Annotated in this window: 21 protein-coding genes; 12 read left to right on the top strand and 9 right to left on the bottom strand. The window is 57.8% G+C overall.

Translation table 11 applies throughout. From position 1 onward, the window contains the following. The first annotated feature begins 13 nt into the window (after window positions 1-13). Genes ABIE59_RS05220 through ABIE59_RS05210 form a run of 3 tightly spaced genes read left to right on the top strand, consistent with a single transcriptional unit; the run spans window position 14 to window position 1,967 of the window. Window positions 14-202, top strand: coding sequence for a ribbon-helix-helix protein (locus ABIE59_RS05220; RefSeq protein ID WP_354444904.1), 189 nt, complete (start codon window positions 14-16; stop codon window positions 200-202). A gap of 8 nt (window positions 203-210) precedes the next feature. Continuing rightward, window positions 211-1,230 carry a ChaN family lipoprotein gene (locus ABIE59_RS05215; RefSeq protein WP_354444902.1) on the top strand — a complete coding sequence of 340 codons (1,020 nt, stop codon included), beginning with the start codon at window positions 211-213 and terminating at the stop codon, window positions 1,228-1,230. Between the two features lie 29 nt (window positions 1,231-1,259). Beyond that, entirely contained in the window at window positions 1,260-1,967 is a 708-nt protein-coding gene (locus ABIE59_RS05210) for an SIMPL domain-containing protein (protein ID WP_354444900.1), read from the top strand. Window positions 1,968-1,974: 7 nt separating this feature from the next. On the opposite strand, the gene ABIE59_RS05205 is transcribed toward ABIE59_RS05210, so the two are convergent. The 3 genes from ABIE59_RS05205 to ABIE59_RS05195 form a co-directional block, all read right to left on the bottom strand. Then, entirely contained in the window at window positions 1,975-3,042 is a 1,068-nt protein-coding gene (locus ABIE59_RS05205; RefSeq protein WP_354444898.1) for a beta-N-acetylglucosaminidase domain-containing protein, read from the bottom strand. 80 nt (window positions 3,043-3,122) lie between these two features. Continuing rightward, window positions 3,123-3,842 (bottom strand): OmpA/MotB family protein, encoded by a 720-nt coding sequence (locus ABIE59_RS05200; RefSeq protein WP_354444896.1) that lies wholly within the window; start codon window positions 3,840-3,842, stop codon window positions 3,123-3,125. After that, entirely contained in the window at window positions 3,835-4,677 is an 843-nt protein-coding gene (locus ABIE59_RS05195; protein ID WP_354444894.1) for a motility protein A, read from the bottom strand. Before ABIE59_RS05195 ends, ABIE59_RS05200 begins: the two co-directional genes overlap by 8 nt. A gap of 96 nt (window positions 4,678-4,773) precedes the next feature. On the opposite strand from ABIE59_RS05195, the gene ABIE59_RS05190 reads away from it, so the two are divergent. From ABIE59_RS05190 to ABIE59_RS05165, 6 genes are all read left to right on the top strand, one after another. Beyond that, window positions 4,774-5,232: an ATPase gene (locus tag ABIE59_RS05190; RefSeq protein ID WP_354444892.1), complete on the top strand. Its 459-nt coding sequence runs from the start codon at window positions 4,774-4,776 to the stop codon at window positions 5,230-5,232. A gap of 171 nt (window positions 5,233-5,403) precedes the next feature. Continuing rightward, complete coding sequence (locus tag ABIE59_RS05185; RefSeq protein ID WP_354444890.1) at window positions 5,404-6,480, top strand: TRAP transporter substrate-binding protein; 1,077 nt, start codon at window positions 5,404-5,406, stop codon at window positions 6,478-6,480. Window positions 6,481-6,579: 99 nt separating this feature from the next. Continuing rightward, on the top strand, window positions 6,580-7,125 hold the full coding sequence (locus ABIE59_RS05180; protein ID WP_354444888.1) for a TRAP transporter small permease subunit: 546 nt from the start codon (window positions 6,580-6,582) through the stop codon (window positions 7,123-7,125). Further along, window positions 7,122-8,420, top strand: coding sequence for a TRAP transporter large permease (locus ABIE59_RS05175; RefSeq protein WP_354444886.1), 1,299 nt, complete (start codon window positions 7,122-7,124; stop codon window positions 8,418-8,420). Before ABIE59_RS05180 ends, ABIE59_RS05175 begins: the two co-directional genes overlap by 4 nt. Window positions 8,421-8,582: 162 nt before the next feature. Then, window positions 8,583-9,896 carry a class I SAM-dependent methyltransferase gene (locus ABIE59_RS05170; RefSeq protein WP_354444884.1) on the top strand — a complete coding sequence of 438 codons (1,314 nt, stop codon included), beginning with the start codon at window positions 8,583-8,585 and terminating at the stop codon, window positions 9,894-9,896. Then, entirely contained in the window at window positions 9,896-11,020 is a 1,125-nt protein-coding gene (locus ABIE59_RS05165) for an NAD(P)/FAD-dependent oxidoreductase (protein WP_354444882.1), read from the top strand. Before ABIE59_RS05170 ends, ABIE59_RS05165 begins: the two co-directional genes overlap by 1 nt. Before the next feature lie 58 nt (window positions 11,021-11,078). On the opposite strand, the gene ABIE59_RS05160 is transcribed toward ABIE59_RS05165, so the two are convergent. The 3 genes from ABIE59_RS05160 to ABIE59_RS05150 form a co-directional block, all read right to left on the bottom strand. Next, window positions 11,079-12,110: a porin gene (locus ABIE59_RS05160; RefSeq protein ID WP_354444880.1), complete on the bottom strand. Its 1,032-nt coding sequence runs from the start codon at window positions 12,108-12,110 to the stop codon at window positions 11,079-11,081. Window positions 12,111-12,295: 185 nt separating this feature from the next. Continuing rightward, window positions 12,296-14,197 (bottom strand): choice-of-anchor I family protein, encoded by a 1,902-nt coding sequence (locus tag ABIE59_RS05155; RefSeq protein ID WP_354444878.1) that lies wholly within the window; start codon window positions 14,195-14,197, stop codon window positions 12,296-12,298. A gap of 164 nt (window positions 14,198-14,361) precedes the next feature. Further along, a complete protein-coding gene (locus ABIE59_RS05150; RefSeq protein WP_354444876.1) occupies window positions 14,362-14,835 on the bottom strand; it encodes a Dps family protein in 474 nt (157 codons plus the stop codon). Between the two features lie 223 nt (window positions 14,836-15,058). Between ABIE59_RS05150 and ABIE59_RS05145 the strand changes: the two genes are divergently transcribed. Then, entirely contained in the window at window positions 15,059-15,313 is a 255-nt protein-coding gene (locus tag ABIE59_RS05145; RefSeq protein ID WP_354444874.1) for a DUF2061 domain-containing protein, read from the top strand. A gap of 43 nt (window positions 15,314-15,356) precedes the next feature. Here ABIE59_RS05145 and ABIE59_RS05140 read toward each other — a convergent pair whose 3' ends face one another. Further along, complete coding sequence (locus ABIE59_RS05140) at window positions 15,357-16,796, bottom strand: dihydrolipoyl dehydrogenase (RefSeq protein WP_354444872.1); 1,440 nt, start codon at window positions 16,794-16,796, stop codon at window positions 15,357-15,359. A 151-nt stretch (window positions 16,797-16,947) separates the two neighbouring features. Between ABIE59_RS05140 and ABIE59_RS05135 the strand changes: the two genes are divergently transcribed. Continuing rightward, complete coding sequence (locus ABIE59_RS05135) at window positions 16,948-17,619, top strand: LysE family translocator (protein WP_354444870.1); 672 nt, start codon at window positions 16,948-16,950, stop codon at window positions 17,617-17,619. Here ABIE59_RS05135 and ABIE59_RS05130 read toward each other — a convergent pair. Then, window positions 17,564-18,616 carry a 3-deoxy-7-phosphoheptulonate synthase gene (locus ABIE59_RS05130; protein WP_354444868.1) on the bottom strand — a complete coding sequence of 351 codons (1,053 nt, stop codon included), beginning with the start codon at window positions 18,614-18,616 and terminating at the stop codon, window positions 17,564-17,566. The genes ABIE59_RS05135 and ABIE59_RS05130 overlap by 56 nt on opposite strands. A gap of 363 nt (window positions 18,617-18,979) precedes the next feature. On the opposite strand from ABIE59_RS05130, the gene ABIE59_RS05125 reads away from it, so the two are divergent. Next, window positions 18,980-19,765, top strand: coding sequence for a secretin N-terminal domain-containing protein (locus tag ABIE59_RS05125; RefSeq protein ID WP_354444866.1), 786 nt, complete (start codon window positions 18,980-18,982; stop codon window positions 19,763-19,765). Here the strand turns inward: ABIE59_RS05125 and ABIE59_RS05120 are convergent, their stop codons facing one another. After that, window positions 19,766-20,266, bottom strand: coding sequence for a DnaJ domain-containing protein (locus ABIE59_RS05120; RefSeq protein ID WP_354444864.1), 501 nt, complete (start codon window positions 20,264-20,266; stop codon window positions 19,766-19,768). Window positions 20,267-20,401: the final 135 nt, after the last annotated feature.

Here is a 20,401-nt window from a genome sequence, read left to right as displayed (position 1 = left end):
AGCGCTAAGACCAATGTCCAAGGAAAACCGCACCGCCCGACTGACTTTGCTGATTGACCCGGAGAAAAAAGCGGCCTTCGAGGAACTGTGCAAGGCAGAAGATGTCACCCCGTCACAGAAAGTCCGCCAGTTTATCCGCGAATATGTGGAGCAGAGACTGGGAGACAACTGGCGCGAAGGGCGCACCAACAAACCTGATTGAGATTGCCGATGGCCACACCCAACCGCGTTCGCCACCCTGTGCTGGCCATCTGCCTGGCTCTGATGGCCGGTTGTGCCCAGCTGCCCACGCCGTTTGGCGCGGAGCCAGCGCAACCTCAAATCCTTTATGACAGCGTACTGTTCGACAGCCATTCCAGCCAGCCAGTCACTATCGATAACCTGGCACGAGCACTGGCCAGCACCGATGTGGTGGTGATTGGCGAGTATCATGGCCACCAGGCCTCACACCTTTTGCAGGCCCGGTTACAGCAACAGCTTTACCATTATCGCCCGCGCCAGGTGCTCACCCTCGAACAGTTCAACCTGGACCATCAACCGGCCCTGGACAGCTACCTTGAGGGTATTACCGGCGAGACCGAAATGATCGAAGACGCCAGTGCCTGGAACAACTACCGGGCTTCTTACCGGCCGCTGGTGGAATTTGCCCGCCGCCATGATCTTCCCGTTGTTGCCGCCAATGCCCCTGCCGATGTGGTTCGTTGCGTGGGCCGCACCGGCCCGGACTACCTCGAGCGCTTGCCCGCCGACCAACGGCAAACGCTGCCTGAGCAGCCCTTCCGCGACACGCCCGCCTACCGGGAAAAGTTTGTCGAGGCGATCAGCAGCAGCCACGGCCAGGGTGATCCCTCCATGGCCGAGCGCATGGATAACACCTACAAAGCCCAACTACTGCGCGACAACACCATGGCCATGCGCATCCTGCAGGCCCATCAACAGCACCCGGACCACCAGGTAGTGCACCTGACCGGCACCTTCCACAGTGAGCAGGGGTTGGGCACGGTGGCGTTGCTCAAACAACAGGCGCCGGAGCTTTCCGTGGCGGTGATCAGCCCGGTGTTCTGGCCAGACGAGGAACGAAGGGCACCTTTGGCCGGCAACCTCGACAAGGGCGATTACCTGTATCTGATCCAACCCCTGCCTCCAGAATTCCGGGACACGGATCGGCGCCAGAAAGCCATGCGGGAACGCTTCAGCAGTGGACCCGAGGTCCGGTGCATTACAGAATAGGCACGTTGATTCACACAAGGGACTGAACCATGAAAGTTGTTGTTGCCATTATCCTGGGCATAAGCCTCATTCTCTCTGCTTCGTTACTGAAAGAAGGGCTCACCGGCCTGAAAACATCGGACCGCTATGTCACCGTCAAAGGTGTTGCTGAGCGGGAGGTGCAGGCCGACCTGGCACTCTGGCCAATCCGCTTTGTCGCCACGGGCAACACCCTGGAGCAAGCCCAGGAAAAAGCACGCAACAGCCGCGAAGCCATCTATGCCTTCCTGGAGTTGCAGGCCATCGACAAGAACGCGGTTGAACTGCAACGGCTGGACGTAACGGATACTCGCGCCAACCCCTATCAGGGTGAGGGCGAACAGAAGTTCATCATCAACCAGACACTGATGGTGCGCAGCACCCAGATTGAGCGCATTCGCCAGGCGGCCCAGAACGTCAGTGAACTGGTGGATTCCGGGGTACTGCTGACCACCGATTACGGCCCCGGTGGCCCCACTTACCTGTTTAGCGGCCTGAACGATATCAAACCGGCGATGATTGCCGAAGCCACTGCCTCCGCTCGGGAAGCCGCCCAACAATTCGCCCGGGACGCCAACGCCAGCGTTGGCGGTTTGCGGCGGGCCAATCAGGGCGTGTTTCAGATCCTGGCGCGGGACCAGGCACCCGGAATTTCTGAACAACAGCAGCCAGTGAAAACCGTGCGGGTGGTGTCCACCGTCGACTACTACCTGGAGTAATTCCCGGTTACTGGGTTTGCACCATTTCGTCGGTTACCTGATAGTCTCCCGCCAGCCAGCGCAGAATCTCGTTGGCGGCCGGGTGGTCAAAGGCATCGTAGGTGTGGATCAGGGCCTGTTTCTTTTCGTCACTGATCCGCTCGAGCCCGGCATCCTGGAGAACCAGCAGGTCTTTCTGCAGCTGATTGGCCAGGTCTACCCCCAGCAGCTCCCGGGCGGCATGATGAAACGCCTGGCCATACTGATAATTCGGCCCCTGCCGGTACGATTCCGCCAGGGTGAGCGCCGGAATAGCCGTCAGGGCCGGCTGTAATGCCGGATTGATGGCATGGCCCGCCAGATGGGCCGCGTTGTTTGCAGGCCGCCCGGTAAAGGCCCGCAAATGCAGATGCCGGGACATCCGGTCACCATCATTCACCGGGTAGTTATCCCACAGCACCGGTTTGCGGCCCAGACGATCTCCCACCCGCTTCAGGTGCCCTGGCGAGATTTCCCGTGAGCAGACTTCTTCCCCAGTCCAGAATACCCTTACCTCTTTCGGCAACTCGGCTCCCAGGGTTTCCAGATAGTCCGCCGGGCGCTCTCCGAACACCCGGTCCAGCACCGGGTCGTCGGAATAGTAGGTGGGGCACATACTGATGGTGGTGGCCTTGGTGTTATCCCGAATCCAGCGGACAATCTCGGCCTGGGTGCGAGCCAGTTCCGGCACTTCCGAACGCATGTCATCAAACAGGATAGCCAGTTCCTGAATGCCCACCCGGTCGAGCATCCGGAGCTTGGCCGCCAGCGCTTCCCGGGCGGCATCATCAAACCGGTTGAAAATCTCGAACGGGCTCAGGCCTATCCCGAAACGTACCCCCTCATGACGGCACAAGCGGGCAAAGGATTCCAGCTCTGCCGCCTGGTCTGCCGGGTGGGGTTCCTGCCAGCGACGGCGCAGGTAGGGGTCCGCTTTCGGGGCATACAGGTAAAAGCTGTAGCCATGGGCCGCCAGCGAGGTCATCAGGCGCCCCCGCTCTGCCCAACTCCACATTGGGCCGTAGAAACCTTCGATAACACCCAGCTCAACGGTCATGACCTGCTCGCTCCCTGATTACTGCATTCACTCATCGTATCCTCAAGTGTACTCCGGATCGGGCGAATCACCATGAACGTTCAGCGCGACGGAGCGCCCTCAAGAATAATCTCAACCCGCCGATTGCGGGACCGGCCCTGCTCGGTGTCGTTCCGGTACAGGGGCCGGGTGTCTGCATAGCCGGCAGCCTGCAGGCGGCTGCGGGCAACACCCGCGGCTTCAAACAGGCGCACCACACTGCCCGCCCGGGCGGATGACAGCTCCCAGTTGGAAGGAAAACGCGGAGTTTGTATCGGCAGGCTGTCGGTATGGCCGGCAACGGTAACCTGATAGTCCGAGTCCGCCAGCAGTGGTACCAGATTCTCCAGCTGCCGGACGCCCTCGGCAGACAACACCGCCTCCCCGGAACCAAACAGAATATCGTTGCTGATCCGGAAACGAACGCCGTCCTGTTGCGGTATCACCGTAATATCGTCGCCCAGGCCCGCCGCCTGCAGGGTTGCCCGCGCCCGATCGGCGAAGGCCTCAGACTCACTGCTCGCCGGAGTCTGCCCTGTTGCCGGCTCCGGAACCGTTGCTAACGGCTCGACCACCGGTGGGGCAAGGCTGATCTGCTCACCCGGTTCCTCCGACGGCCCCCCGGATAACGCCAGCATGACCACGAACATCACCAGCAGCAGGGTAATGACATCCAGGTAGGTCACCAGCCAGCTATCTTCCTCGGTACTTTGGGTCACCGGAATCCGCAGGTGGTCTGCCCGCTTGGCCACCCCGGAGGTGCCCGGGTCCAGCTCAGGCATCCGCTGCGCCACCCGCGCGGCCAGATTTCACCTGCACCCCGGCGCCATTCCCGCCTGCCGGGTGCATATCGCGGATCTCATCCTCATAACTGGCCACAAAAGATTTCAGGGTTTCCCGCATCAACGACGGGCTGCGTTTTTTGCACATCATGGAGATCCCCTGCATCACCATTCGCATCAGGATAATGCGCTGTTCGGTGCGGCGTTCCAGCTTGACCGCCACCGGCTTGAAGATCAGGTTCGCCAACAGAATGCCGTAAAAGGTGGTCATCAGTGCTATGGCCAACTGCTGGCCGATCACCGTCATGTTGCCATCCCCCAGCAGGAACATCATGTTGATCAGTCCCACCAGGGTTCCGATCATGCCAAAAGCGGGGGCAAAGCTGGCCATCACCCGGAACAGCTGGGCTTCTGCATGCTCCCGGGCGCGCAGCCGGGCCACCCGCCACTCCAGAAAATCCATGATGTCTTCTTCCGGGTTCAACTCAATCACCAGCTGCACGCCGGAGCGTAGGAACGGGTTGCGGACATGCTCCAGCTCCCGTTCCACCTGGGGCAGTTTGCCGTCAATCCACAACCGGGAAATCCGCACCAGTTCGTCGATGTCTTGCTGGGTGTAGAGCTTTTCGTTGCGCACCACGGTACCCAGCAACTTGAAGACCCTCAGCACTTCTTTCAGCGGAAACGAGATAAATGTCGCGGCCAGGGTGCCCCCGATCACAATCGCCAGGCCAGGCAGGTTGAGAAACAGCATTGGGTCTTGTGCCGACCACAACAGCACACTGGCCAGGACCGCCAGACCGGCAACCATGCCGATGAGGGTAGAAGGATTCATTTACAACTCCGTATGACGCACATCATCACCAACCCGGTCTAGACTGATAGGATAAACGCATAAAGGCAAACTCAACTCTGACCGGAGTATAACAACATGGAAATTAAAACCTTCGCAGATCTGATCGACTGGACCCGGCAACTGCACGCTCATCTTGCCCGCTGCCTGCACGAATCGGCGGCTCTGAACCAGGATGAGCGGGCCAGCGCCCTGCTGGATTACATCAGCCGCCACGAAGACCTGCTGGCAAGAGCCGTGGCCGAGTATGAAAAACAGGCCGATTCGAAAGCCATGAACACCCGCCTTTATGACTACGGTGTGCACAAACCCATTGAGAATGAACGCACCTGCGACACTCACTACAACGACCTGGACTTTGCCGGCATTGCCCGGGAAATTTTCGATTTCCATGATCAGGTCATGAACCTTTACGACAACCTGATTGGCAAGGCCGAGATTCCCGAGGCCAAGACCCTTCTGGAAGACCTGAAATCCCTGGAAGAACACGAGGCCATGCGCATGGCCAGCCAGATCGGCCGCATGCAGGATATGTGACGCTCTCACCAGCCGCTGTTCTTAGACCTATGTCGTACATGGGTCATTTTTTGCTGCAGCAGGGCCACGGTAGTTGCTACTCTGAACTAGACTGTCCGGACGGTGGTTTCCTACAGGGAACCGGGTCCATCGAAAACGACAAATACAATAAGACAAGAGGATAGAAGAGCAATGAAGATCCGTTCTGTTCTTTCCGCGGCTGTGCTGGCTGTGGCAACCACCTTTGCCGCCACTCAGGCGCTCGCCCAAGACAAATTCACACTCAAGATGGCCGAAACCTGGGGCCCGAATTTCCCGATTTTCGGTGACACCACCAAACGCTTCGCAGAAACCGTCGAAAAAATGTCCAATGGCAGGCTGACGGTACGCATCGATTCCGCCAACAAGCACAAGGCCCCGTTGGGCGTGTTTGATATGGTCAAGGCTGGTCAGTATGACCTGGGGCACTCGGCCTCCTATTACTGGAAGGGCAAGGTACCTGAGACCCTGTTTTTCACCAGCATGCCATTTGGTATGAACGCCATAGAGCAATACGCCTGGTTCTACCATGGTGGCGGCATGGAGCTGATGCAGGAAGTGTACGAGCCCCACAACATGCTGTCGTTCCCCGGCGGTAACACCGGCGTTCAGATGGGCGGCTGGTTCCGCAAGGAAATCAAATCGCTGGACGACCTGAAAGGCCTGAAAATGCGTATTCCGGGCTTTGCCGGTGAAGTCTTTGCAGAGGTTGGCGTTAACCCCACCAACATCGCCCCCGGCGAGCTGTACACTGCACTGGAACGCAACACCATTGACGCCGTTGAGTGGGTAGGCCCGGCGCTGGACCTTCGCCTTGGCTTCCAGCAGATTGCCGATTACTACTACACTGGCTGGCACGAGCCGGCCACGGAACTGCAGTTTCTGGTGAACAAGCGAGTGTGGGACCGCCTGCCAGCGGATCTCCAGGAAATCATGCGAGTGGCCATGCGCACCGCTTCCTACGACATGCTGGTTCACTCCCAGCACGCTAACGCGGAAGCCTGGGCCAACATCAAGGAACAGTATCCGAACGTGCAAATCAAGCGGTTCCCGGATGACATCTTCCAGGCCATGTATGACGCCAACAAGAGGCTGCTCAAGGAAGCTGCAGAGCGCAATGACCTGTCAGCCCGCATTGTTGAATCCCAGGAGAATTACCTGCGCCAGAGCCGCGCCTACACAGACATTTCTGAGCGCGCGTACCTGAATACCATGGCCGAAGTCGAGTAAACTGAGGATAAGAAGTAACAGAGCCGGGATCGCTCAACGCAGTGATCCCGGTTTTTTCGTTTCACAGATACGCATCCGCTTTGCGGAGGAAGACGCTCCATGCACTGGATAATCAAACTCGACAAGAGCCTGGCCTGGCTCTCCAAACTGTGCGGCGTGATCGCCTGCGTGGCCATGATACTGATGGCCCTGAACGTGTTTTATGATGTGGTTGCGCGGTACGCCTTTAACGATGTCTCCATCGCCATGCAGGAAATGGAGTGGCACCTGTATTCCGTGGTCTTTCTGCTCGGCATTCCCTACGCCCTTCGCACAGACGGCCACGTTCGGGTAGACGTGTTCTATACCCGATGGAGCAACAAAACCAAGGCCTGGGTGAACATTCTTGGCGCCCTGGTTTTTGTCATTCCTTTTGCCTACCTGATTGGCCGTTATGGCTACAGCTTCGCCCTCGACTCCTTCCAGATGGGTGAAGGTAGTGGCGATCCGGGCGGCCTCCCTCATCGCTGGGTCATCAAAGCGCTCATCCCACTTAGCGCTGTCTTCATGGCCACCGCTGGCCTGAACATGGTGACCTACGCCATTCGGGTGCTGTCGGGCGAGAAAGGATACGTTGGCGAGCACAGCGCGGGAGGCCTGGCATGATCGGTATGATTATGTTCGGCGTGGCCCTGATCATGCTGATGTTCGGTTTCCCGGTTGCCTTCACCTTTGGTGGTGTAGCGCTGGTGTTTGGCATCTACGCCGAGGGCATGGACCTGTTCGCCTTCATGCCGTTCCGCATCATGAGCGTGATGCAGAATACGGTTCTTATGGCGGTGCCACTGTTCATTTTTATGGGGGTGGTGCTGCAGCGCACCAAACTGGCGGAACAACTGCTCACCTCCATGGGCAGGTTGTTCGGCGGTTTGCCGGGCGGGCTCGCGATTTCCACCATTCTGGTGGGTGCATTACTGGCGGCCTCTACCGGTGTGGTGGGCGCCAGCGTGGTGGCGATGGGGTTGATTTCCCTTCCCGTGATGCTCGCCCACAAGTATGACAAACGGCTTGCAACCGGCACCATCTGTGCATCCGGCACTCTCGGGCAGATTGTGCCTCCCTCCATCATCCTGATCATCCTGGGTGATGTGCTGGGACTGCCCGTTGGCGACCTGTTCAAGGCCGCCGTCGGCCCCGGGGTGCTGCTGATTGGCCTGTACATTGTTTACATCCTGGTCCTGACCCGGCTAAAACCCCAGACCGCGCCAGCCATGCCCAAGGAAGACGACACAGTCAGCCGGGGCAAGGAAATTCGGGACGCCCTGCTGGCGATTATTCCACCATTGGCTCTGATCGTGGTTGTACTCGGTTCCATTTTCACCGGCATCGCCACACCCACCGAATCCTCTGCCCTGGGCGGCATTGGCGCGGTGGTCCTGGCCCTGATCTACCGGCAGTTCTCCTTCAAAATGGTCTGGGATGCGGCAAAAGATACCGTTAGCGTGACTGCCATGGTCTTTGCCATTCTGATTGGCGCCACAGCCTTCTCGATGGTGTTCAGCTATACCGGTGGCGACTACCTGCTTGAAGAGTGGCTGTTGATGCTGCCAGGTGAGCAATGGGGCTTCATCATTCTGGCCATGCTGGTGATTCTGGTTCTGGGCTTCTTCATCGACTTTGTGGAGATTTCTTTCATCATCGTGCCGATTCTGGCGCCGGTGGCGGAAGCCCTGGGCATCAACATGCTGTGGTTTGCCATTCTGGTGGCCATGAACCTGCAAACCAGCTTCCTGACGCCGCCGTTCGGGTTTTCGCTGTTCTATCTCAAGGGGGTGGCGCCACCGAATGTCCGCACTGTCGATATCTATAAAGGCATTGTGCCATTCATACTGATCCAGATTCTGGTGTTGGCGCTGATCGTCATCTTCCCGGAATGGTTTGGCATGAGCTCTACTTATTAACCTCTCCGCAGGGTCGGGCGAGCAACCCGACCCTGCCTGCTGCTCTCCTTAGCCAATAAACCTGACAAACTCTGATCATTTCCTATACTGATTCAGAAACGCGACTCTCAGTGATGCATTCGGGAATACGCCGGAGATTTAACGCGAAGGGAGAGAGGTTTCATGGCACAGGGCACAGCTCCAAAGACGGACTATTCTGACAGCAATACCAAAGCACATGTTCTTAGCCTGCCATTGGAAAATAGCCAGGCTGATCGGCAACCACACAGCTATGAACGCTGGCTGATTGCCAAGCTGATGCGAATGGCCGGCTCCCCCCCCATACGCTTCCAGCTATGGAATGGTGAGGCCATTGAGCCAGAACAGGCGGCCGCCCGCTTCACCTTGCACCTGAAGGATCACAAAGCTCTTTATTCTCTGGTCGCCAACCCCAATCTGGCTTTTGGCGACCTGTACAGTGCTGGCCGGTTGGAAGTGGACGGTGACCTGCCAGATCTGATGGAAACTCTGTACCGCTCTGTTCATGCCGCCCGCCAGAAGTGGCCCAGATGGCTGGACGCTCTGTGGCGGAATCATAACCCCAGAGCAACCGGCATTTCCGAGGCCAAAGAGAACATTCACCACCACTACGATCTGGGCAACGAGTTTTACCAACTCTGGCTGGATCAGGCGGAAATGCAATACACCTGCGCCTACTATGAAAGTGCCGACAAAACCCTGGAACAGGCACAACTGGCCAAGCTCGAGCACGTATGCCGTAAGCTGCGCCTGAAACCGGGTATGACGGTGGTGGAAGCCGGCTGCGGCTGGGGCGGGCTGGCCCGATATATGGCCCGCAACTATGGCGTGAAAGTTCACTCATACAACATATCCCGGGAACAACTGTCGTACGCGCAGTCAGAAGCTGAGCGACAGGGACTGGACAATCTCATTACCTATGTTGAAGACGATTACCGCAATATCACCGGCCAGTACGATGCGTTCGTTTCCATCGGCATGCTGGAGCATGTCGGCAAGGAAAACTACCCCGCTCTGTCCGAGCTGATCAAACGCAGCCTGAAACCCAATGGCATTGCCCTGCTCCATAGCATCGGGCGCAACCGGCCCATGCTGATGAACGCCTGGATTGAGAAACGGATATTCCCCGGTGCTTATCCCCCCAGCATCGGCGAGTTCATGGAAATCTGTGAGCACGGCGACTTCTCTGTGCTGGATGTGGAGAACCTGCGATTGCACTACGCGCAGACCCTGAGCCACTGGACGGAGCGCTTCGAAGCCAACGCCGATCGCGTTACCGAGATGTATGATGAACACTTCACCCGCGCCTGGCGGCTCTACCTGGCCGGGTCTGTTGCCGCGTTCCGGGCGGGTTCACTGCAGCTGTTCCAGGTGGTGTTCACCCACGGTGACAACAACCAGCTCCCCCAGAGCCGGCAAGACCTGTACGCTTTTCCGGCAACACCGGAGGACAGCTGATGGACTACTACGACGTGATCATTGTTGGTGCCGGCCCGGCGGGCTCTACGCTGGCACGCAGCCTGGAGACCGCCGGGAAGAACGTATTAGTCATCGACAAAGCCAGCTTTCCCCGGGACAAAACCTGCGCCGGCTGGGTAACGCCTGCCGTCATGGAAAGCCTGGAAATCAAACCGGAGGATTACGCCACTGGCCGGACCCTTCAACCCATTCGTCGTTTCCGCATCGGCATGATGGACCAGCCTGCCGTGGAGAATGACCATCACGGCATTGTCAGTTACGGCATACGCCGCTGCGAATTCGATGCCTTCCTGCTCGACCGTGTGAATTCTCCGAAGCAACTGGCCACCCCGGTTAAATCCATCGACCGGAACAACGGCAACTGGGTGATTAACGGGCAGTGGCAGGCCCCGCTACTGATCGGCGCCGGGGGGCACTTCTGCCCGGTCGCCAAATTGCTCGGCAATGGCCCCGGTAAACACGAAACGGTGGTGGCCGCCAAGGAAGTGGAATTCGAGATGACACCGGAACAGGCCAGCGCCTGTGAAGCCCGGGGAGACACTCCGGAGCTCTGGTTTTGTCGGGATCTCAAGGGTTACGCCTGGGTATTCCGTAAAGGCAACTTCCTGAATATTGGTCTGGGGCGGGAAGACAATCACCGGCTAACAGACCACCTAGAAGCCTTCGTGGACGAGATGAAGCAGCAAGGACGGATTCCGGCCGACCTGCCGGGCCGGTTCAAGGGCCATGCCTACCTGCTTTATGCCCACGCCGATCGGCCACTGGTAGACGACGGTGTGCTGCTGATTGGTGATGCGGCCGGGCTGGCCTATACCCAAAGTGGCGAAGGCATCCGGCCGGCCATTGAATCAGCCCTGATTGCCGCCGATGTCATTCTGCATGCCTCAGACTTTTCCGCGGTCTCGCTCCAGCACTACGGTGAGCGCATTGCCGAACGCTTTGGCAACCGTGCCACCGAACAGCCACCCGGCTGGGAACTACCTGAGTGGCTGAAACAGCCTGTTGCCAGCACGTTGATGCGTTCGCACTGGTTCACCCGCAAGGTGGTGACCGAAAAATGGTTCCTGCATCAGGATGTACCCACCCTGAAACTGGCGGTCTGAAACGCAAAAAGCCGGGCCCTTGCGGGGCCCGGCGAAGTGACGCGACATGAAAAAGGTATTACATGGAAAACTTGTGGTCGAAGCCAATACCGAAGGTGGTGTCTTTGTCTTCGCTCAGGTCTTCCTCAACTTCGGTCAGGAACGCATAGACCTTGCTGTTTTTGCCAACCTTGTAGTCAGCACCCAGCGCCCACAGGCTGCGTTCTTCATCAGTGAGGTCGCCCTCGGTCAGGCCATACTGAGCCTTCAGCTTCAGATTTCCAGTTTTGAACGCACCGCTGACCAGATAGCTGGTGTCTTCCATGTTGTTGTTGGCGCCTTCAGCCAACTGATACAGGAAACCGGCTTCAAAGGCACTGGTATTGACACCCGCTACGAATCGAAGGATGTCGTTCTGCGGATCCTGAGCGCCACCGTCTGAGTCAACGAAACGGCGAGGCGTGCTGCTGCCGCGAGTACGAGTGGTTGTCTCGGAGTCGTAGGCGATCGCGCCGTAGAAGATGTCCTTCTGGAACGTCAGTGACGCAGAGATAGCATCGGCAGGGCCATCGTTGATGTCTGCATTGCCTGAATTGTCGAATTCCTCGCCCGGAATGAACGCTACGTTCAGGGTCAGTACATCAGCCAGTTTAGGAGAACTGTACTGAATGATATTGGTGGCGCGCAGCTGACCAGCCATCAGGAAATCAATGTCTCCCGGGGTATCGTTGAACTGGTCAACACCCATTTCGGCGCGCTTGAGCGGGGTGTCAAAGTTACCGGCAATCAGGGTACCGGCGTTAGCATGCTTAAAGCCACCGAAAATGTTGCGCTGGCTGAACGGGGTGCCGCCATCATCAACGTTGATCTGATATTCAGCCTGATAAACAGCGACCACATCTTCAATGTTCAGGTCCAGCTCACCCTTCACACCCAAACGGGAAGAATTGCTCTGCAAACGCCAGGCGTCGTTGGAAAATGATGCACGCTCACGGTCCTGATTCTCATAGGACACGTTCACCTTACCGTAAACGGTCGGACCCTTGTCAGCCATCGCTACGGGAGCGACAACCATGGAACCAATAGCCAGTGCCAGCAATTGCTTTTTCATTACGTTCTTCTCCATCAGTGATCATCATTGATCGGTGTTGAATTTCGTGATGTCACTATGGCGATGGTTTATGAACGATTTGTTAACTAAATATGTCAGTTATATGAAACCTGACACCTAACCCCATGAAATGACGAACCCCGCCACATGGGCGGGGTTTAACGTGTGGCTGAACCGATCTCAGGTCATTCTGCGTACTGCAGAACCACCCGGTAAACAGCTGTTGTGCCGCTCACTTCATTACCAGTAAGCAAGAGCACCTCGCCGTTGGGCGACTGGTCCGCCGGAATCACGGTAATATCCTCGACCCCCAGATCACCGGCGATGGCCAGGTTGGTTTCCGGGTCCATCACCCACTCTTCCCGGGTGTTCAGATAGTCCACAATAGACGGCGACTGCGGATTGGTTACGTCAAACACCATGACACCACCCATGCGCTCAAGGCCCAGGAACGCAAAGGTACGATCTCCAAAGGTGGCCGCTGTTACCGCTTCCGGCTCTGGTCCCTTGTTATCCGAGCGGTTCAGGAACGAATCCCCGGCACTGTGGTTAGAGTTAAAGAACTCAGCACAGGGGACATCACGCTGCGATCCGGCCATGCAGGCGTCATTGGCCAGATACTGCTCAACCATGTCGCCGGAATCCCACACCAGGTCACCGTCAGCGGACCAGATCGCCAGGGAGCGGCCACCAAATGCGTAAACCGCGTCATACATCAGGCGGTCACCTACCGGGTCCTCAACACCGGAAGTGTTGAACATTACAGGGTCGCCGTTTTCATCAGTACGGTAGCCCATGGTCCAGGTCACCGTGAGGCGGCCCAGTTGTTCATCTTCCCGACAGCCGCCTGGCTCACCGGCACTGGCGCCGCAGTAGTCGAACACCTCGGGGTTCAACAGTGCGCCTTTGGCCAGAGCGTAGAGCTGTGGCGGCATGTCATTACCCACACGGCGGTCAAAACCGCTCTTGTGGAACAAGTGCTTGAATCGTATTTCCTCGACAAAGCCCTGACTGGCGTCACCACCAAAGTCAGGGTCCTCCGAATCTCCCGGCCCCCAATAGGCTGGGTTATCCTCACCCCAGGCCCGGGCATCGCCCTCGTTGGCGGTCAGGATGTATGTCTCGCCGTTACTGCTGAAGCTGGCGATGGCATCCGGATGGTACATACCGAGAATCCCCGGCCAGGGTTTGATGTCGATGGCATTGTTGCTATCGCTGGCATCCAGACCCTGACCTTCAACGCCATGATCCTTGTAGCCCAGCGGCAGGATCTCAGTGATGGTGGCCGAGGCGATGTCCACTTTCGCGAGTGCGTTGTTCTCCTGCAACGCCACCCATGCAGTGGTGCTGTCGGCGCTCACTGTGATGTACTCCGGCTCCATGTCCTGGGCGACACTGGCACCCGGCCCGAATACCCGAACACCATCCGCCACCAGCTGCGCTCTCTGGCTATTGAAGGCGGTAAAATCTGCGGTCCTGACCTGCAGGTTGTCAGGGTCAGTCACATCGATGACGGAAACAGAGCCTTCCGGATCAATCTGGTAGTCGTCGCTCGGCTCGCCCTCATTGGCCACCAGAAGGTATTTGCCATCCGGGGTGAAGGTGAGCATATCCGGCTGAGCACCAACCTCTATAAAGCCGCGCAGGGACAGTGTCGCAGCATCGTATAGGGCAGCGAATCCCGGTTCTGTCTTGGGTGAAGATTCGATGGCGACAGCAACCAGTCCGTTCCGGACCGCGACACTGTTAACAACGGCGTTATCGGCAATACCGCCAACCGTCAGGGTATCAAGCAGGGTTGGTGCTGATGGGTCACTCAGATCCAGCACGTTCAGCGCCCCTTCCTGGGCATTCACCACAAACGCTCTGCGGCTGGCGGAGTCGTACGCGGTGATCTCTGCGGCACTTTCACCAAACACACCGGAGCTGTATCGACCGACGAATTCGAGTGTCAGACCAGTGACCGCCGGAGGCGCCTCTGGTGGCGGGGTGTTGTCATTGCTCGACGACAGACAACCGGTCAACAATACGGCAGAGACACCGATTGCCAGCAGTGATGGTTTGAAAATATTTTTCGGTTTTTGCACAGAACGCTCCTTTGCTTTGTTAGAAATCTAACTCGGTAGCAAAGAAACCTATTTCACCGCTGTTACAGGATCGGGAAGGAAATAAGGCAGGACAATGACAGTTTTGTGAACAGCGCATGGCGGCTGAGTGCCACCATGCGTTACTCGAATCACTCTACGACAACTTACTGCCCCAGATAACTCCGGTACATCCACACCGTTTTTTCCTGCTGCGAGATGTAGTCACTCATCAGGGCAACCGTGCCTTCGTCTTCAGCCTCACCAGCCAGGCTAAGCAGTTCACGCTGCTTGGCGATCAGCTTGCCAAAGCTTTCTACGATGTTGCCCACGGCTTCTTTGCCGTCAGACACATCTTTGCGCTCGGGCACATCAGACTTTTCGATGTAAGTGCTGTAAGCATGGGCCGGGCGGTGTCCAAGAGTCAGTACCCGCTCGGCAATTTCGTCGATTTTCAGCAGAAGATCATCGTAGAGTTCTTCAAACTTGGCGTGAAGTTCAAAGAAGTTATCGCCCTTGATGTTCCAGTGATAACCGCGAACGTTCATATAGAAGATCTGGTAATTGGACAGAAGCTCGTTGAGCGAGTCTGCCAGCTTCTGGGTTTTTTCGGTATCCAGTCCAATAAAGTTCTTACCCATCTTGAACCTCCTGATTCACGTTTGGGATTTGTTGACGCTTACTCTATTCACTCACTGGCTATAGCTGAAGTTTAGTTCTTCAATACCTGCGATAGCGATAGATTATATGGAAAAAGCAAAACTAATAGCCCTTCACTATCAAAGGCAAGCATAAGATCTATTTGGAAACAATTATCGTTTGATCTTTAATGACTCCATAGCCCTTCTAGTTATGGAGTTGATCATGAGTGCGCTGAAGCTGTTTGTTCACAATCACAGTGCCGCAGGTGACCAGTCACTGATGAAAACCATCACCTTTGCAATCACTCACTTTGTGGTGGCGTTCTCTGTAGCCTATCTGCTGACCGGTGACATTCTGATCGGCAGCCTGATTGCCATGGTGGAACCAGCCATTAACACCGTTGCTTACTTCTTCCATGAGAAGATATGGGCGCGCCATCAGCGAAATGCAACCGCTAACGCTTTGACCATACGATAAATTATGGTCCAAAGCCGCTGATTCAGATCAACTGTGGGACGGGTCAGACACCCGGCCCACAGTCCATACAACCCTCTGCGGGCTCCGGTCCCAGCTTCAGTTTACGATTCAGGTCTTTCAGCGCGGTGCGCAGCCCCTCCTCGATCACCGGGTGGTAATAAGGCATTTCCAGCATCTGGCTTACCGTCATACGCTGCTGCGCCGACCAGGCCAGGAGATGGGCAATATGTTCCGCAGCAGGGCCAAACATCTCGGCGCCCATGAACAAACCACTGCCGTGTTCACCATACACTCTCAGCAGCCCCCGGTTTTTGCCAATCACCTTACTGCGCCCCTGATTTTCAAAGCTCACCTCACCCACGGCGAAACAACCCTGGCACTTCTCATCCACCTGATGCAGGGTCAGCCCGACTGAGGCAATCTGCGGGTCACTGAACACCACGGCAAGCGGTGTTTTGCGCAGGCCGGTCCGTACCTCGGGATACGCTGCAGCGTTGTCACCGGCGATCCGCCCTTCATCAGCGGCCTCATGCAACAGAGGCCGATGGTTGTTCACGTCTCCGGCGATGAAGATATGGCTGTCGCCACAGCGCAGAGTGTAGGGGTCAAACTCCGGCATGCCCCGGTCATCCAGCTCAATACCCGCGTTCTGGATGTCCAGGTTATCCACATTGGGACGGCGGCCGGTGGCCGCCAGCAGGTAATCATAGGTGTCCTGATGCTCCTCGCCGTTCTCCAGCCAGGTGACGTGAACACCGCCTTCGGTGCGCTCGACCCGGCGGGTCTCGGCGCTCAAGCTCAGTGCCAGTTCTTCCCCGAACACACCTTTGGCATAATCACGGATCTTCTCGTCCCGAAGGCCACCAATACCTCCACTCATGCCAAACAGGCGCACCCGTACGCCCAACCGGCTCAGTGCCTGACCCAATTCCAGGCCGATAACGCCGGGGCCGAATACCGCCACAGACTCCGGCAGATCCTGCCAGTCAAAGACATCGTCATTAACGATGAGTCGGTCTTTCGCTTCTTTCAGAATACCCGGTACGTTGGGCCGGGAGCCGGTGGCAATGATGATGCGATCGGCGTGCACCTCGGTGTGTTCACCTACCACCAGGCGATGGCTGTCGACAAACCGGGCATGGCCCATCAGCCGGTGTTCCTCCGGCAGCTTTTCCATGGAACGGACGACCGGGGCCACAAAGTTGTCCCGCTCTGCACGCACCCGCTCCATGACCAGCCGGCCGTCAATGCGCACGTCTCCCGCCAGTACCCCGAAGCTATCAGCGGTGCTCAGGTCGTGGGCCCGTTCCGCCGCCGCAATCAGCAATTTGCTGGGCATACAGCCCACCCGGGCGCAGGTTGTGCCGTATTGTTCACCCTCTATCAGCACAACCCGGTCGGTGACTTTGCGAACCCGCTGATACGCCACCATGCCGGCAGTCCCGGCACCGATAATGGCCACATCCACTTCACGCTTGTTCATTTTGCCTCCCGGTAAGCTAGAATTCGGCAATTCAACTGAAAGTATAGAAACCTTATCATTGCCTGACAGGTGAAGCCGGCAAAAAATCCCTTGGTGTTTGTGGGTTTAGTCGGGAGCCTGACGCAATATTCACATTACCCGGAGATATCAGGTGCAGAATTACTGGCTGGAATTCATGACGGTGGCGCTGGTTCATCTGTTGGCCGTGGCCAGCCCGGGCCCGGACTTTGCCATCATGCTGCGCCAGGCGCTAACCCAATCCCGGCGCAATGCCCTGTTCAGTGCCGTGGGTATTGGCCTTGGCATACTTCTGCATGTTGGTTATTCCCTGCTGGGTATTGGCTTGCTTATCCAGCAGTCGGTGATGCTGTTCACCGTGCTGAAGATCATTGGTGCGCTGTACCTGTTGTGGATTGCCTGGCATTGCCTGCGCGCCAAACCCGGCGGTATTCACGTGGATGCCAGAGGCGGCAAGGTGCAGACAGGATGGGCAGCGTTCCGGCTGGGTTTCCTGACCAACGTTCTGAACCCCAAGGCCACACTGTTCTTCGTATCGCTGTTTTCGGTGATCATCAACCCCGGCACACCGGTACTGTTACAGGCGGGCTACGGACTCTATATGGCACTGGCGACCGGCCTGTGGTTTGCCATGGTGGCGGTGTTCTTTACCCACCCCCGTGTCCGCCGGGGTTTCAACCGGTTCGGACACTGGCTCGACCGGGCCATGGGGGGCATCCTGGTGCTGCTGGCCGGGCAGCTGTTGCTGTCTACAGTGAGCGGATCAGAGCCTCCGTCTGCTCCCAGCCCAGGCACGGATCGGTGATGGAGCAACCGTAGAGCAGGTTGTCGCTGTCGTCCTGCCGGCCGAATTCCAGGAAGCTCTCCAGCATCAGCCCCTTGATGTGCCGGTTGCCGCTGCGCTTCTGGGCCAGCACTTCACGGGCAATGTCTACTTGCCGCTCGGCCTGTTTGCAGGCGTTGTCGTGGCTGCAGTCCACCATCACTGCGGTCGACACGCCGGCTTTCTCCAGTTCCGCCACGGCCTTGGCAATACTCAGTTCATCGTAGTTGGTCACGCCCCGGCCACCGCGCAGTACCAGGTGGGTATCCGGGTTGCCGGCAGTGGAGATCATCACCGGTGCGCCACTGTGGGAGATGCCCATGTGATGGTGCGGGTGAGCAGCAGACTTCATGGCATGGCTGGCCACGGTAATGCCGCCGTCGGTACCGTTCTTGAAGCCAGTGGGCATGGGCAAGCCGCTGACCATTTCCCGGTGGATCTGGGATTCGGTGGTGCGGGCACCGATGGCAGTCCAGCTCACCAGGTCGCCCAGGTAATCCATCATGAACGGGCTCAGGGCTTCCGTCGCCAGCGGCAGGCCCAGCTCAGACAAGGCCAGCAGAAGCTTGCGGGAGCGCTCCAGACCCTGCTTCAGATCGCCCTGGCCCGTGCGCTCAGGATCGTACAGAAGGCCTTTCCAGCCGACCGTGGTGCGTGGTTTTTCCAGGTAGGCGCGCATCACAATCAGGAAGCGATCACTCACCTCGTCCGCCAGGGTTTTCAGACGGGTGGCGTAATCCAGAGCGGCCTGCTCATCGTGAATCGAACACGGGCCCATCACGATCAGGGTCCGGTCGTCCTGACCGTGCAGCACGGCGCGGATCTGCTCACGGTAACTGGCTATGGCCCGAACCAGGTGCTCACCGGCAGGAAACTGCTGGCGCAACTCGCCCGCCGTTGGCAGTGTGGCTTCCTGTCGGTGCTGGCAAGCACTTGCAATTTGCTCGCCCAGCGTTTCGGATTTCAGCGGCATGTTCATGTCTGTGTTCCTGTTTCCCTGTGTCAGAATCAAAAAAGCCCCGGCTGGGCTACCAGTCGGGGCTTTTTGGAGTCCGGTGGCAGCCTGGGTTGCTTGCCGGGCTGCCTTCCTCGTTAAATTCGGTCGATGAAGATCTTACGGGCGGCCCGGGCTCTGGCTAAAATAAAAGCCATAACCAAACCACCAAAAATACACAGCAGAACCTGCAGCCTTCAGTTTCTCACCGAAAGCTTTCAGAACATTCAATTGACAGGCTGCGTGTAGGGTCTTCATGCTTTTCACTATAACCCCGCGGTTTTCAGATTGGCAACCCGCAATCCGGAATATTTTTGGCGGGTATGTGTAACGGCTCCGGAGGCCCAGATGACTGAACGCATGACCCGCTCCATCACAACCAGCCTGTTGGCACTGGTGTTTGCCCTGTTTTCAACCCTTGCCCTCGCCCAGGAGTCTCGCGTTTACCAGCTCAACAACCGCACCTCTGCCGACGTTGCCAGCCAGATTAAAGAACTCTATCAGCAGGCTCCCGTCTCGGTGTCCGCCCGGGGCCAGCAACTGGTGGTTCGTGGGGAGCCCGGATTACTGGATGAGATCGGGATGTTGATTGAGTCCATCGACGTACCGCCCGTGCAGATGCGCATCAGCGTTCGCTACCGGCAGGACATCGGTGGCAAGCAGTCCGGTGGTGGTGTGACGATCTCCGACAACCGGGCCGGCGCCAATATCGAGCGCCGCACCATCACCACCAATTCGAACACCGAACGGCAACTGGTGGTTCAGGATGGCCAGTCCGCCCACATCACCTCCGGCAATGTGCGCACCATACCGTTTGCGGTACAGGGCGGGCGCAACCCGGCGGCGATACTCGAACAGGTAGAAACCCGCAGCGGCTTTATCGTGACGCCCCAGGCCATATCCGACCAAGCGGTAGAGCTGAACATCGTGTCGTTTGAAGAAGATCCAGCCAGTATCCAGGGCTATGAAACCGAAGCCCTGATGACCATTCGACGGGTCGAACCCGGTCAATGGGTGTCCCTGGGCGGCACCCGCACGTCCCAGAGCCACCGGCAGGATGGCATTACTTACCGGGTGACAGGCAACCGGTCTGAAAACCAGTCGGTGGATGTAAAGGTCGACATTCTGCCCTGATCACGCTGCCCGTTTGCCGAGCAGCAGGTCCCGGGCCTCGTTGAGCTTGGCCGCCAGGTAATCGTTCCCGCCCCGGTCCGGGTGCACCTTGAGCATCAGGCGGCGGTGGGCGGCGGTTACATCTTCCCGGCTGCAGCCGGGCTTTACACCGAGGATGTCACAGGCTTCCTGTTCGGTCATCGGGCCCTGAGCCGCGACACTGGCTCCGGCACCCGACGCTCCACCCGGAGCTGGCCCTTCGTTATCGCCCATCGCCCGGCGCACCAGGGGGGCAAACTTCAACAGCGCCGGCAGCTTGCGCAGCAACGGAATGATCGCCGCAACCGCCGCCGTCAGCACATGCACCCGCCCGGTCAGCACCATAAACAACAACAGGGCGCCGCCCACCACCAGAACGGCCTTCCATATGGCGGCTTTCTGGCCTTCCGGTGACAGGGCACCCCATTTCTTCAGAATGATAAACACGGCCGCCGCCAGGGCCAGGCCGAGAATTAGCTGCATTCGATCCTCTCACCCGTTCACATCGTGACCGGAGCATAACAGATAACACGTCTATACTATTGCGCCAGGCATGCCGGATAAACAAAGACAAAGGCGACAGAAATCTGTCCAGGCCATTTCCACGTACTCAACGCG

The organism is Marinobacter sp. MBR-99 (genome assembly GCF_040547575.1).
Lineage (GTDB): Bacteria > Pseudomonadota > Gammaproteobacteria > Pseudomonadales > Oleiphilaceae > Marinobacter.
Note: the sequence above shows the minus strand (reverse complement) of the source record. Positions and strands in the feature narration are given on the sequence as shown.

What these genes read in the sequence shown, in the direction of transcription:
- ABIE59_RS05120 (WP_354444864.1), bottom strand. Translation starts at nt 20,266, where the DNA reads ATGCAGCTAATTCTCGGCCTGGCCCTGGCGGCGGCCGTGTTTATCATT.
- ABIE59_RS05200 (WP_354444896.1), bottom strand. Translation starts at nt 3,842, where the DNA reads ATGCCTGAGCTGGACCCGGGCACCTCCGGGGTGGCCAAGCGGGCAGAC.
- ABIE59_RS05215 (WP_354444902.1), top strand. Translation starts at nt 211, where the DNA reads ATGGCCACACCCAACCGCGTTCGCCACCCTGTGCTGGCCATCTGCCTG.
- ABIE59_RS05210 (WP_354444900.1), top strand. Translation starts at nt 1,260, where the DNA reads ATGAAAGTTGTTGTTGCCATTATCCTGGGCATAAGCCTCATTCTCTCT.
- ABIE59_RS05150 (WP_354444876.1), bottom strand. Translation starts at nt 14,835, where the DNA reads ATGGGTAAGAACTTTATTGGACTGGATACCGAAAAAACCCAGAAGCTG.
- ABIE59_RS05220 (WP_354444904.1), top strand. Translation starts at nt 14, where the DNA reads ATGTCCAAGGAAAACCGCACCGCCCGACTGACTTTGCTGATTGACCCG.
- ABIE59_RS05185 (WP_354444890.1), top strand. Translation starts at nt 5,404, where the DNA reads ATGAAGATCCGTTCTGTTCTTTCCGCGGCTGTGCTGGCTGTGGCAACC.
- ABIE59_RS05205 (WP_354444898.1), bottom strand. Translation starts at nt 3,042, where the DNA reads ATGACCGTTGAGCTGGGTGTTATCGAAGGTTTCTACGGCCCAATGTGG.
- ABIE59_RS05190 (WP_354444892.1), top strand. Translation starts at nt 4,774, where the DNA reads ATGGAAATTAAAACCTTCGCAGATCTGATCGACTGGACCCGGCAACTG.
- ABIE59_RS05130 (WP_354444868.1), bottom strand. Translation starts at nt 18,616, where the DNA reads ATGAACATGCCGCTGAAATCCGAAACGCTGGGCGAGCAAATTGCAAGT.
- ABIE59_RS05145 (WP_354444874.1), top strand. Translation starts at nt 15,059, where the DNA reads ATGAGTGCGCTGAAGCTGTTTGTTCACAATCACAGTGCCGCAGGTGAC.
- ABIE59_RS05170 (WP_354444884.1), top strand. Translation starts at nt 8,583, where the DNA reads ATGGCACAGGGCACAGCTCCAAAGACGGACTATTCTGACAGCAATACC.
- ABIE59_RS05175 (WP_354444886.1), top strand. Translation starts at nt 7,122, where the DNA reads ATGATCGGTATGATTATGTTCGGCGTGGCCCTGATCATGCTGATGTTC.
- ABIE59_RS05165 (WP_354444882.1), top strand. Translation starts at nt 9,896, where the DNA reads ATGGACTACTACGACGTGATCATTGTTGGTGCCGGCCCGGCGGGCTCT.
- ABIE59_RS05160 (WP_354444880.1), bottom strand. Translation starts at nt 12,110, where the DNA reads ATGAAAAAGCAATTGCTGGCACTGGCTATTGGTTCCATGGTTGTCGCT.
- ABIE59_RS05125 (WP_354444866.1), top strand. Translation starts at nt 18,980, where the DNA reads ATGACTGAACGCATGACCCGCTCCATCACAACCAGCCTGTTGGCACTG.
- ABIE59_RS05195 (WP_354444894.1), bottom strand. Translation starts at nt 4,677, where the DNA reads ATGAATCCTTCTACCCTCATCGGCATGGTTGCCGGTCTGGCGGTCCTG.
- ABIE59_RS05180 (WP_354444888.1), top strand. Translation starts at nt 6,580, where the DNA reads ATGCACTGGATAATCAAACTCGACAAGAGCCTGGCCTGGCTCTCCAAA.
- ABIE59_RS05140 (WP_354444872.1), bottom strand. Translation starts at nt 16,796, where the DNA reads ATGAACAAGCGTGAAGTGGATGTGGCCATTATCGGTGCCGGGACTGCC.